General features: G+C 71.6%; 10 protein-coding genes. 7 read left to right on the top strand and 3 right to left on the bottom strand.

Annotated features, from left to right (window positions below):
* The 4 genes from CCN56_RS17095 to CCN56_RS17080 all read left to right on the top strand — a co-directional run.
* The coding region (locus tag CCN56_RS17095) for a DUF5134 domain-containing protein (protein WP_143664540.1) at positions 1 to 196 on the top strand (196 nt) is incomplete at its 5' end.
* Positions 197 to 311: 115 nt separating this feature from the next.
* Positions 312 to 1,247 (top strand): M56 family metallopeptidase, encoded by a 936-nt coding sequence (locus CCN56_RS17090; RefSeq protein ID WP_086827803.1) that lies wholly within the window; start codon positions 312 to 314, stop codon positions 1,245 to 1,247.
* Positions 1,248 to 1,541: 294 nt separating this feature from the next.
* On the top strand, positions 1,542 to 2,228 hold the full coding sequence (locus CCN56_RS17085) for a phosphatase PAP2 family protein (RefSeq protein WP_086827801.1): 687 nt from the start codon (positions 1,542 to 1,544) through the stop codon (positions 2,226 to 2,228).
* A gap of 129 nt (positions 2,229 to 2,357) precedes the next feature.
* The gene (locus tag CCN56_RS17080; protein ID WP_086827799.1) at positions 2,358 to 2,981 is read left to right on the top strand and encodes a TetR/AcrR family transcriptional regulator; all 624 of its coding nucleotides are present in this window, start codon (positions 2,358 to 2,360) and stop codon (positions 2,979 to 2,981) included.
* A gap of 14 nt (positions 2,982 to 2,995) precedes the next feature.
* Here CCN56_RS17080 and CCN56_RS17075 read toward each other — a convergent pair whose 3' ends face one another.
* Positions 2,996 to 4,426, bottom strand: a complete 1,431-nt coding sequence (locus CCN56_RS17075; protein ID WP_256962007.1) for an LVIVD repeat-containing protein — start codon at positions 4,424 to 4,426, stop codon at positions 2,996 to 2,998.
* Between the two features lie 281 nt (positions 4,427 to 4,707).
* Between CCN56_RS17075 and CCN56_RS17070 the strand changes: the two genes are divergently transcribed.
* Positions 4,708 to 5,358 (top strand): DUF305 domain-containing protein, encoded by a 651-nt coding sequence (locus CCN56_RS17070; protein WP_086827795.1) that lies wholly within the window; start codon positions 4,708 to 4,710, stop codon positions 5,356 to 5,358.
* Between the two features lie 42 nt (positions 5,359 to 5,400).
* On the opposite strand, the gene CCN56_RS17065 is transcribed toward CCN56_RS17070, so the two are convergent.
* Positions 5,401 to 5,754 carry a helix-turn-helix transcriptional regulator gene (locus CCN56_RS17065; RefSeq protein WP_086827793.1) on the bottom strand — a complete coding sequence of 118 codons (354 nt, stop codon included), beginning with the start codon at positions 5,752 to 5,754 and terminating at the stop codon, positions 5,401 to 5,403.
* Between the two features lie 123 nt (positions 5,755 to 5,877).
* Here CCN56_RS17065 and CCN56_RS17060 point away from each other — a divergent pair, with 123 nt between their 5' ends.
* Both CCN56_RS17060 and CCN56_RS17055 read left to right on the top strand, forming a co-directional pair.
* The gene (locus CCN56_RS17060) at positions 5,878 to 6,957 is read left to right on the top strand and encodes an NADH:flavin oxidoreductase/NADH oxidase (protein WP_086827791.1); all 1,080 of its coding nucleotides are present in this window, start codon (positions 5,878 to 5,880) and stop codon (positions 6,955 to 6,957) included.
* Positions 6,958 to 7,043: 86 nt separating this feature from the next.
* Entirely contained in the window at positions 7,044 to 8,126 is a 1,083-nt protein-coding gene (locus CCN56_RS17055) for a glycosyl hydrolase (RefSeq protein WP_086827805.1), read from the top strand.
* A 114-nt stretch (positions 8,127 to 8,240) separates the two neighbouring features.
* On the opposite strand, the gene CCN56_RS17050 is transcribed toward CCN56_RS17055, so the two are convergent.
* Positions 8,241 to 12,434, bottom strand: a 4,194-nt coding sequence (locus tag CCN56_RS17050) for a ricin-type beta-trefoil lectin domain protein (protein ID WP_086827789.1), incomplete at its 5' end; no start/stop codon positions are given.

Below are 12,434 nucleotides of genomic sequence, written 5' to 3'. Positions count from 1 at the left end.
GGGTGGCATACCCGTGCTCACGGCCGGGCTCCTCCTCTATTACACGGCGTACGTGCTTCGCTCGGGGGCGCGGCTCGTGCCGGTGGCGGCGACCGCCGGCGGCCCGGGCCCCGCCTGGGCGACCGGACCGGAGCTGACGCTCGCCTGCCGGCTCTCGATGGCCCTCGCGATGCTCGCGATGCTGGTGACGCTGTGAGGCCCTCGCGGGATCCGGTCCGGCGACAGCACCTTCCGGCCAACCAAACCGTGGCGTACGTCACTTGCCGTCCCAGCCCATACCCCGGCGAGTACCGCGCTCATAGGCTGACGCCATGTGGGTCTCCCTCGCGCTGTTCCTGCTCGGCGTCCTGACCGCCCTCACGGCCCCCCGGCTGCTGTCCCGGGCGGACTGGGTGGAGCGAGAACCCGTGGTGGCCCTGTGGGTGTGGCAGTGCGTGGTGGCCGCGGTGCTGCTGAGCTTCGCGCTCTCCATGACGTTCAGCGCGTCCGCGGCCTGGCAGGCCGTCCGGGGACAGGTCTTCGCGGGCGCGCCGCGCGCGGTGGTCGACGCTTACGAACTGGGCACCTCGGGGCCCTGGTCCGCGGTGCTCGCGGTGGCCCTCGCGGCCGGCGGGCTCTGGTCCGGGGCGATGCTGGGCCGGGAGATCGGCCGGGCCCGCGTCCGGCGCAGACAACGCCGCTGCGATCTGCTCGTCCGCGCGCCCCTGCTGCCCGGGGAGCGGCCGGGCGGCGAGCGGCTCGTCGTCCTGGAGGACGAGCGGGCGGACGCCTGGTGGATGGCGGGGGCCACGCCCCGGCTGGTCATCACGACGGCGGCGCTGCGGCGGTTGAAGGGCCGTCAGCTGGACGCGGTCCTCGCGCACGAGCAGGGCCACGCCCGGGCCCGGCACGACTGGCTGCTGCACAGCTCGGGGGCGCTGGCCGCCGGATTCCCGGGGATCCCGGTCTTCGCGGCCTTCCGCGAGGAGATGCACCGCCTGGTGGAGCTGGCCGCCGACGACGTGGCCTCGCGCCGCTTCGGCCGGCTGACGACCGCGCTCGCGCTGGTCGAACTGAACGAGGACCGGGGAGTGTTCGGCCCCGGCCCGGCCCCCGCCGCCGATCTGCCGCAGCGGGTGAACCGGCTGCTGACCGCGACGCCCCGCCTCACCGCCGGACGCCGGCTCCGGCTGACGGCGGCCGCGTCCCTGGTGCCCGTGGTCCCCGTGCTCGTGGCCTTCGTGCCGGCGCTCCGCGCGCTGGGATAGCGACGGATGACGCCGCGCACGACGGACGGGGCCCGAACACCGGAACCCACCGCACGCGCGACCGACGCGACCGGGACGGCGGGCCCCACGCCGCGCACAACCGACGCGGGCCAGAGGGCGGGCTCCACGGCGCGCGCAGTCGATGCGGCTCCGGCAGCAGGCCCCACGGCGCGCACAGCCGACGCGGCCCCGACCGCAGGCTCCGCGGCGCGCACAGCCGACGCGGTCCGGAGGGCGACGCGCGCCGGTCGTCCGGAGGTCGGCGCGGGGGCGATCGTCGGGCAGGATCGACGCATGCGCACCTCCGCCCTGCTCTCCGGGGTCCTGGCTCTGATTCTGCTCCTGCTCGTCGCCGTGGAGTGGTCGCCGCTGCTCTCCTTCGACCGCTCGGTCGCCGAGGCGCTCCACCGCAACGCCCTCGCCCACCCCGGGTTCACCCACGTCAACCGTGTCCTCACCGACTGGGTGTGGGACCCGTGGACGATGCGTGCCCTGGCCGCCGCCACCGCGGTGCTGCTGTGGTGGCGGCGGGACCGACGGGCGGCGCTGTGGGTGGCCGGGACGAGCCTGCTGGCCGTCGGGCTCCAGCAGGCCCTCAAGGACCTGGTGGGGCGGGAACGGCCGCAGTGGACCGACCCGGTGGACTCGGCGCACTACGCCGCCTTCCCGTCGGGGCACGCGATGACGGCGACGGTCACCTTCGGGCTGCTGCTGTGGGTGCTCGCCCTGCACTGGCGGGAGGAGTGGCGCGGCTGGGGCACCCTGGCGGGCGTCGCCGTCGTCTCGGTGCTCGGGGTGGGCTGGACGCGGGTCTACCTGGGCGTGCACTGGCCCTCGGACGTCGTCGAGGGCTGGCTGCTCGGCTGGTGCTGTGTGACCGCGGCCGTGTTCACGTACCGCTGGAGCGAGCGGCGCGGAGCCCCTACGGGCGACAGCGGCGACGAGGGAAGCGGCGGGAGCAGAATGGGAGAAAGACGATGAAGCCGCCTGTTCTGGACGATCCCCCGTGTCGCCCAGAACAGACGGCATCCCCGGCGGTATGCCACACGGGCATGCCGACGGGATGCGCCGAGTATATTGGCCGGCAGCCAGTCAACGCAGGAGTCCAGCATGTCCCCGCGTAGCCCATCGGTCAATGAAGAGCTTCGGCGTCGGTCGCGGGAGCGGATTCTCCAGGCCACCGTGGAGCTGATCGACGCCCACGGCTACGAGGCGACCACGCTCGGCGACATAGCGGAGCGGGCCGGTACGGCGCGGGGGCTGATCTCGTACTACTTCCCCGGCAAGCGGCAGCTGCTCCAGGCCGCGGTGCACCGGCTGATGCACCTCACCCTGGAGGAGGCGCTCGAACGCGAGCCGCGCACGGAGGACGGCCGCGAGCGGCTGGCCCGGGCGATCGACGCGATCCTGGGGCTCGCGGTGACGCGGCCCACCCTGATGCGGACCCACATGGCGGGCATCCTGCAGGCCGACGGGTTCGTGCAGTGCGAGGAGCAGCAGCGCCTGGCCTTCCTGCTGCGGGACACGGTCACGCGGTACGGCTCCGCGGACGTGGACACCGACTATCCGCTGCTGCGCGCCCTGCTGATGGGCGCGGTGGTGGCGGTGCTGCTGCCGGGGGCCCCGATGCCGCTGGCGCGCCTGCGGTCGGAGCTGTTCCACCGGTACGGGCTCGACTGGGAGGCGGGCGCGCCGCCGGACGGGGGTCCGCCCGACGGCACGCCGCGGTCGTGAAACGGTGACCGGTCCTAGAAGTCGTCGAAGTAGTCCGGCTGGGTCTGGACGTTGAGCTCGTCCATCCGGATCCGCTTCGCCGGGTCCGTACGGCGGTCGGAGAGCTTCAGGACGTCGAAGCCCTTCGCGATGTCGTTCGAGTAGATGTAGCCGTTGTAGTAGTACGCGGACCAGGAGCCGCCCGTCGCCATGGTGGTGGCGGACAGCGGGCCGCGCTCGAAGTAGGCGATCTCCTTCGGGGCGGAGGAGTCGGTGAAGTCCCAGACGGAGACGCCGCCCTGGTACCAGGCCTGGACCATGAGGTCCTTGCCCTTGACCGGGATCAGCGAGCCGTTGTGGGCGACGCAGTTCTCGGTGTCGGCCTGGTGGCGCGGGATCTTGAAGTAGCTGCGGAAGACGAGCTTGCGCTGGTCGCCCTTGCCCACGATGTCGTAGATGCCGTCGGCGCCGCGGTTCGGGCCGACCGTGGCGTTGCAGGTGGCGGCGCCGCCGCCGCCGAGCTCGTCGGTGAAGACGACCTTGTTCGCCTTCTGGTTGAAGGTCGCGGAGTGCCAGAACGCGAAGTTGACGTTGTCCTCGACCTGGTCGAGCACGCGCGGGTGCTCGGGGTCCTTGATGTCGAAGAGGATGCCGTCGCCCATGCAGGCGCCGGCCGCGAGGTCCTGCGACGGCAGCACGGTGATGTCGTGGCAGCCGGTGGTCTTGGAGACGCCCGGGTTGGTGGGCGCACCCGGGTTGCCGCCGCCGTCCGGGCCCTCGCCCGGGAAGAGGACGGGGAAGTTGACGACCGCCGCCTGCTCGGGCGCCTTGCGGGGCACCTTGATGACGGAGATGCCGTCGTGCGGGGGCTGGCAGTCCGGGAAGGCCACGTTGGGCGAGTAGGAGGAGACGTAGATGTACACGTTCTTGCCCTTGGGCAGGATCGTGTGGGTGTGGGAGCCGCAGTTGGTCTCGACGGCGGCGACGTACTTCGGGTTGGCGATGTCGCTGATGTCGAAGATCTTCATGCCCTCCCAGGATTCCTTGACCGAGGCGGGCTGCGTCGTGCTGGCGCACGAGTTGTCGCTCCGGGAGGAGTCGGTGGAGAGGAAGACGAGGTTCCCGGAGACGGAGATGTCGTTCTGGGAGCCCGGGCAGAGGACCTGCGCGACGGTCTTCGGGGCCTTCGGGTCGCTGATGTCGTAGATCCGGAAGCCGTCGTAGTTGCCGGCGAAGGCGTACTTGCCCTGGAAGGCGAGGTCCGAGTTGAGGCTCTTGAGGGCGTCCTTGGGGACGTTCGCGAGGTGCTCGATGTTGGAGCTGTGGACGATCTCGTCCACGCCGGGTATCTCGCCGCTCTGGATGGCGGCGCGCGCCTCGGCGGCCTGCTGGGAGGAGACGGCCTCCTGTGCGGGGGCGGCGTCTCCGGGGTCGGGGGTGGCGGCCGCGGGTCCTGCCACGAGCATGGTGGCCAGCAGCCCTGCGGCGGCCGATGCCACACCCAGGCGTCTGAACCGGGCACGCGGGTCGCGCGTGTCGGACGTGGTACGCGGGGTACGCAACGAAGTCACTCCGTCCTCCCTGGTATCCGTTCAGCTTTGAACGGGTGTTGGACCCCGGCAGTATCTTCCTTGCCGTGCTCATCTCAACAGATGGCAACACAGACGTAATGAAGGTTTTTGATCGGTCAAGACGAGAAAAGTGCTAGGAACGGTCACTGTCCCTGCAAGAACCCCTGGAGGTCGCGTTGTTGATCCGCCGTCAGCGTGCCGTCGTCGCCGTGGCCCTGTCCGCCGTCGCCGTACTCGCCCTGGGTGCCTGCGAGTCGGGGCCCGACAAGGGTGCGCCGCAGGCCGAGGGCTCGACCGGGCCGTCGGTGGTGGCACCGGGGAAGCCGGGTGAACCGGCCCGGCGGATATCCCCCGAGGAGGCCGCCCGGCTGCTCCCCGACGAGAGCCCGAACGGCGCGGACTTCCGCTACGTGCAGATGATGATCGTGCACCACCGGCAGGCCCTGACGATGACGGAGCTGGTTCCGCAGCGGGCGTCGTCCCCCCAGGTGAAGAAGGTGGCCGAGCGGATCGCGGCGGCGCAGCGGCCGGAGATCGGCGCGATGGAAGGTTGGCTGAAAAACAACGGCGGTCCGCGCGAACAGGGCGCCCACGACCATCACTCGATGCCGGGCATGGCGACCGAGGACCAGCTGAAGGAGCTGAGGAGCGCGAAGGGGAAGGCCTTCGACGAGCTCTTCCTGAAGCTCATGATCACGCACCACGAGGGGGCGGTGACGATGGCCGCCGAGGTGCTGAGCGAGGGGAACAACGTCCTCGTGGAGGAGATGGCGAACGACGTGATCGCCCAGCAGACCGCGGAGATCGACCGGATGCGCTCCCTGTAGCCGGGTGCGGTGGTCGGATGCGGCTTCGGGGGGCGGCGGCCGTCAGGCCGTCCCCTCCTCGCGGCCGGCCTGGGCGCCGGCGGCGGACAGGACGGAGTCGAGGAGGCCGGGGAAGAGGGCGTCGAGGTCGCTCCTGCGCAGGCAGTTGAGCTTGGTCGTGCCCTGGTACATCTGCCGGATCACGCCGCTCTCTCGGAGCACCCGGAAGTGGTGCGTGGTCGTGGACTTGGTCACCGGGAGGTCGAAGTACGAGCAGCTGAGTTCGGTGTCCTCGCGCGCCATGTCCCGCACGATCTGCAGACGCACGGCGTCCGCGAGCGCGTGCAGCACCTCTTCGAGGCGGATCTGGTCGCGCGTGGGGTGTTCGAGGACGCGCGGGCTGGTGGTGGTCGTCATGGCGGCGGCTCCACTTCATCCGGGATGCGACCCATTGTACGAGAGCCCTCGTAGTTTGACAGGTGCCGTACTACGATGAGTACCGTACGAGCACCTTCGAGGCATCCCGAAACGGAGTCCGTCATGAGCGTCGCCCTGTTCGAGCCCTACGCCCTGCGTTCCCTGACCGTGCCCAACCGGGTCTGGATGGCGCCCATGTGCCAGTACTCGGCGGAGACGAGCGGACCGAACGCGGGCGTGGCCGGCGACTGGCACTTCGCCCACTACGCGGCCCGTGCCACCGGCGGCGCCGGACTGATCCTCGTCGAGGCGACCGCCGTCTCCCCCGAGGGCCGCATCAGCCCGGCGGACCTCGGCCTCTGGAACGACACCCAGGTCGAAGGACTGCGGCGGATCTCCGGCTTCCTCAAGGAGCACGGCACCGTGCCCGGCATCCAGATCGGCCACGCCGGCCGCAAGGCCTCCACCAACCGGCCCTGGCAGGGCCGCGGCCCGGTCGACCCGAGCGAGGGCTGGCAGCCCGTCGGCCCCAGCCCGGTCGCGTTCGACGAGGCCCACCCCGTACCGACCGAGCTGACCGTGGAGCGGATCCGGGAGATCACCGGACAGTTCGCGGACGCGGCCCGGCGCGCCCTGGCGGCCGGCTTCGAGGTCCTGGAGGTGCACGGGGCGCACGGCTACCTCATCGGCGAGTTCCTCTCCCCGCACAGCAACCACCGCACGGACGCGTACGGCGGCTCGTTCGAGAACCGGACCCGCCTCGCCCTGGAGGTCGTCGACGCGGTGCGGGCCGTCTGGCCCGGGGAACTGCCCCTCTTCTTCCGGATCTCCGCGACCGACTGGCTGGAGGATCAGGGCTGGACGGCCGACGAGACCGTACGGTTCGCCGCCCTCCTGCGCGAGCACGGCGTCGACCTCCTCGACGTCTCCAGCGGCGGCAACGGCGGACCGGCCCGGATCCCGGTGGGCCCCGGCTACCAGGTGCCCTTCGCCGCCCGCGTCAAGGCGGAGACCGGGCTGCCCGTCGCCGCCGTCGGTCTGATCACCGAGAGCGGGCAGGCCGAGAAGATCCTCGCCAACGGCGAGGCCGACGCGGTCCTCCTCGGCCGCGAGCTGCTCCGCGACGCCTCCTGGCCGCGCCGCGCCGCCCGCGAGCTGGGCGCGACGACCCCGGCGCCGTCGCAGTACGCCTGGGCGATCTGACCGCGGCGCGCCTCCGAGGGCCGTTGTCAGTGGCCGGGTGCAGACTGGCCCGCATCAGCGACAACGGCGTCCTGGAGGTGGCAGTCATGCCCGACGTACTTCTCACCGTGGGCACCCGCAAGGGTCTCTTCATCGGCCGACGGCACGACGGACGGTGGGAGTTCGACGATCCCGGCTTCCCCGCGCAGGCGGTGTACTCGGTCGCCATCGACACCCGGCGGCCGACCCCGCGCCTGCTCGCGGGCGGGGACAGCGCGCACTGGGGCCCCTCCGTCTTCCACTCCGACGACCTCGGCAGGACGTGGACCGAGCCGGCCCGCCCCGCCGTGAAGTTCCCCGAGGACACCGGGGCCTCCCTGGAGCGCGTCTGGCAGCTGCACCCGGCACCGGAGCACTCCCCCGACGTCGTGTACGCGGGGACGGAGCCGGCCGCGCTCTTCCGGTCGGCGGACGGCGGCGAGTCCTTCGAGCTCGTCCGTCCGCTCTGGGAGCACCCGACGCGCTCGAAGTGGGTGCCCGGCGGAGGCGGCGAGGCCGTGCACACCGTCGTCACCGACCCGCGCGACCCGGACGCGCTGACGGTCGCGGTGTCGACCGCGGGGGTGTTCCGCTCGCGGGACGGCGGGGCCGCGTGGGCGCCTTCCAACCAGGGGGTGTCGGCCGTCTTCCTGCCCGACCCGAACCCCGAGTTCGGGCAGTGCGTGCACAAGATCGCCCAGGACGCGGGCGACGAGGACCGGCTCTACCTCCAGAACCACTGGGGGGTCTTCCGCAGCGACGACGCGGGCGCGAGCTGGACCGACATCGGCTCGGGGCTCCCCTCCGACTTCGGGTTCGCGATCGCCGCGCACCCCCACCGCCCCGGCACCGCCTACGTCTTCCCGATCACCGCCGACTCCGACCGGGTCCCGGCGGGCCGACGCTGCCGGGTCTACCGCACGACGGACGCGGGCGGGACCTGGGAGCCGCTGACCCGGGGACTGCCCGAGGCCGACCACTACGGCACGGTGCTCCGGGACGCGCTCTGCACGGACGACGCGGACCCGGCGGGCGTCTACTTCGGCAACCGCAACGGCGAGGTGTACGCGAGCGCCGACGACGGAGACAGCTGGCAGCTGCTCGTGGAGCACCTGCCGGACGTGCTGTGCGTGCGGGCGGCGGTGATCTGAAGCGCCTGACCGCCGACCTGGTCCGGGCTACGCGGCACTGAAGGCGCATTCCTCCACGTCCGAGGCCCGCGACTCCAAGGAGCCGCGGGCCTCGTCACACCCGGTACCGCCGCGCTACGGCGCGTACGGCAGAGCCGGGGTCATCAGAGTGGGGATGCTCCACTTCTGGGCCATGCTGCCGTTGCAGCCCCACAGTTGGAGCGTCGCGCGCCAGTCGCGGCTGCCCCACGGGACGTCGAGGCACGCGTCCGACTGCGGGTTGTAGATGCTGCCGTCGGCTCGGGGCAGCCACTGCTGGCCGCCCTCGCCCAGGCACTGCCAGAAGATCACCGGCGTGCCCCAGCCCGTCTTGTTCTCGCTTGCCGCCACGCACTGGTTCTTCAGCGTGAGGGTTCCGTCGGCCTTGACGTCGAACTTCTGGGCGTCCGTGCCGTTGCAGCCCCACAGCTGGGGGTGCTGGCCGTTGCCCGAGTCGCCGCCCGGCGCGTCCAGGCAGATGTCGGGCGAGGTCGCGTAGCGGACCGGGACGCCGGCCGCGGCCGACGACGGCACGTAGTTCTTGTACACGGCCAGGCCGCTGACGCTGCCGTCCAGCCAGTTGCTGGGCTTGCTCACGTACTTGTACCGCCCCATGACCAGCGCCCCGGAGGGCGCCGGGCTGGTGCTCGCCCTGTGGTAGCCGCTGGAGGCCAGGGTGCCGTTGACGTAGAGGTTCATGGCCCCGGTCGCGGCGTTGTACGTCGCCGTCAGCTGGGTCCACACGCCCGCCTTGAAGGCGTTCGCCGGGGTCAGGGCGTACCGGTTGTAGTCGTACGGCCACTGGTCGGTGTCGTCGTTGGCGATGGCGAAGCGCCAGTCCGTCGAGTCGGCCCAGAGCATGAAGGCGCTGGCGTGCTGGTTGTCCTGACTGACCACCACGCCGTCCGGCTTGTCGAGCTTCGCCCACGTGGAGATCGTGAAGCTCTGCCGGGTGTCGACCACGTTCTGAGGGCCGGTCACCACCGATGAGAGAGCGTCGTCGAAGACACCGACCTTGCGGGTCCTGCCGTCCACCGTCTCGTCGGCGTACGTGACGTTCGTCGCGGAGGCGTCGTTCGCCCTGCCGCTCGCGTCCGTGGCGGGGACGGCCTTGGCATTGCCCTCCAGACGCCACTGGACCGTGGGCGCCTGGTCGCCGCCGCGCACCTGCGGCACGGAGCCGATCGCGGTCACCGCACCGGCGCCGGCCGCGCCCGACCAGGTCTTCAGGGTGCCGGCCGGGTCGACGGTCCACAGGTCGGGGATGTTGTCGCCGGTGACGTCACCCTCCGTGCCGATCCGCGGGTAGGCCGTCAGCGTCCAGCCCTTGGCGATCGGCGTCGCGGGCTGCGCCGCGACCCCGTTGACCACGGTGTACTGCTCGTAGGGGTTGTCCACCCGGACGGCGGTCGACAGCGCGTACTGGACGATGTCGCCGCTGGTCCGGTTGCGCACCCACAGCGCGGGGGCGGTGTCCGTGGTCTCGCCGATGTGCAGTGCGTTGCCGGGGACCATCAGGTCCTTGTTGTCCCAGTCACCGCTCGCCGACACCAGGGTGGGCGGGGCCAGGGTCTGGTTGGACTTCACCGGGTAGAACCACAGCCTGCCCGACTCCACCGCGAGGACGCCCGTCGCGTCGGACACCGACCGGCTCGGCGTACGGGTGGTCTTCGCCGGTCCGATCGGGGTGATCTGGCTGGAGTACTCCCACGTCTCCACGTTGTGGTAGCCGTCGCAGGTGGTGAGCAGCGGGTCGCAGGACGACTTCGGCAGCGGGCTGGAGGCGGACAGCGCGTAGCGGCCCGGGTCGGCCACCTTGTTGTCGTACGTGAAGAGCTGGACGCCGCCCGGTCCGCCCACGGTCGTGGGCTCGCGGTGGACGAACAGGTCGTCGACGTTGCGGCCCGGGTCGCGCGAGCCGCGGTGCACCACCCGGTAGTCCTTCCAGCTCCTGCTGTTGTCGGGCGCCATCAGTGCGCTGGCGGCCGTACCGGTCGGGATCTGGCTGCGGGCGTCACCGTCGGTGGCCCGGCCGTAGGTGATCAGGTTGCCCGTGGCGTCGGGGACGAGGATGTCCGGCCGGGCGTCCCCGGTGGTGTCGCCGAAGGCGACCTCGCCGTCCTGCCAGGGGGCATAGAAGGCGTAGGACTGGGTCTGCGAGGTGTTGCCGGCCTCGTCGAACACCCGCGCGTACACGATGTTCGTGCCCCAGTGGGGCGGTGTCACGCTGATCGAGCCCTGGGTGAGGGGTTGGCCGCAGGACAGCTGCGCGCCCACCATCTGGGGGTCGAAGCCCCACTGGACACAGGCCACGCCCGAGGTGAGCGGTCCGTCGGCCGGCTTGGGGTCGGAGTAGGTGATCGGGATGGATCCGGTCTGGCCCACCTTCACCTTGGAGACCTGGCCGCTGCCGGCCGGCGGGAACTGGGTGGCCGGGTCGGTGACGGCCCCGAAGGTCAGCACGGGCGGCGTCATGTCGACTGCGAAGTGGCACACCGCGCTGGGCTGGCCGCGCAGCAGGCCGTCGTCGCCGGAGGCCTGCCAGCCGTAGTAGTGCCCGTCCTTCAGGATGCCGTCCGGCAGGGTGTACGAGGCGTCGTTGCCGCTGCCGACGAATCCGGACCAGTCGGTGCGGATGTTGGCGCCGCCGTTGGCGTTGTCCCAGATGCTGATCCACTCGGTCAGCTGCCCCTGGTTGGGGCTGCTGACCTTGGAGACCAGGGTGGTCTTGGAGGAGGTGATCCAGCCGTACGCGCTCAGCGGGGCGTCGTAGCAGGCATCCGTGTCCGCCACGCTGACGCGGTGCGGGGCCGGGTAGGTGTGCGGGTTCTGCGGGACGTTCGGCGGGAAGTCGTACTCGGTGCTGAGCACCGCGTTGTACGAGAACCGCTTGAAGCCCATCTTGTTGCCGGTGCCCTCCTGCCCGCGCAGGGCGAAGGCCAGGGGCTTGCTGGTGTCGCGGATCGCGTCGCGCATGGCGCCGGTGACGTTGAAGTCGACGGGGATGTCCGCGTAGCAGGCGGAGTTGGTGCCGTTGCCGGGCACGTCCTTGCCGTCCAGCCACTCGCGGACCTCGTGGTTGTTCCACGAGACCGAGCCGTCGAACTCCCGGGCGCGGTAGAGGTTCACCGGGTACTTGGTGGTGCAGGACCAGTCGGAGGAGATGTACTGGTTGACCCGCAGGTTGGCGTAGTTGATGTAGCTGCCGTAGTACCCGTTGATGTCGAACTCGAACAGGGCGCGCTCGATGCCGTACGGGCTCTCCCAGCCCTGGTAGCCGCTGCCCGGGCGGTCCCGGTCGTTCGAGCCGGTGCGGTCGAAGTTGCTCGTGCCGGGCCAGGCCTGCATCACCCAGGCGTGGTGCTGCTTGCCCCGCGTGTCCGGGGACCAGGAGGGGTCGACGTAGATCGGGTAGCTGGTGTCCGGGCCGTCCAGGAGGTCGGGGCTCGGGGCGAGGTCGATCGTGCCCATGGCCCGCTTCGCCGAGCCCGTCACCGTGGCGGAGGTGACCGGGATCCTGGCCACGCTGGCCCGCTCGCCAGGTCCTTCGGCGCTGCTCAGACCGCTCGGGGCCACGTTGCCCTTGGAGGCGGGCACCTCGGCGTCCATGTCCGCGTACTTGCCCCCGCGCACCGCCGGCGTGCGGGCTTCCTTGGCGGACCACATCAGCGGCGCGGGCGCCCGGAAGGCGGTCTCGCCACCGCCGGCCGCGGTCAGGCCGCCGTCCTTGCCCCTGGCGAGGGTCAGGCCCTTGGTCTCGGTGGGGAAGGAGAGGTTCCGTACGGCGGGGTTGGCGGCGGCGGCCGGGCTGTTGAGGATCACCACGGTGGTGTAGCCGCCCCACTTGGTGGCGGTGACCTTCAGGTCGGTGTCCGGGGCCACGTTCTCGTACAGTGCGCCGTTGCCGTTCAGGACCGGCTTAGGCAGGACACCGGGGAACGGTGAGGACACCGTCAGCTGCCGCCCGTCCTCGGTGGTCATCGTGGCGAGCGGGCCGCTGCCGCCGCCCGAGATGACGAGGTCCGAACTGGTGACCCTCGGGGCCACCGTGCCGTCGGCGCGGGACACCAGGGTGTCGTCGAGGTCGACCCAGCCGCCCTTGGCGTCCTTGGCGCGCTGGGGCACCAGGTGGCTCTCGGAGCGGAGCTTGCCCGCAGGGGTCACCACGGTGGTGCTGTATTCGGTGGTGAGCTCCGGGACCGGCACGTCGCGGCCGGTCTCCCGGGCCTTGTCGCGGGCCTTCTCGGCGGCGGTGCGGGCCGGCGGGACCGCCGGGCGGGTCGCGGTGCC

Source organism: Streptomyces sp. NRRL B-24572 (genome assembly GCF_002156145.1).
In the GTDB taxonomy this organism is placed as follows: domain Bacteria; phylum Actinomycetota; class Actinomycetes; order Streptomycetales; family Streptomycetaceae; genus Streptomyces; species Streptomyces vietnamensis.
The sequence above is the reverse complement of the archived record's forward strand: the minus strand, read 5'-3'. Positions and strand labels throughout refer to the sequence as shown.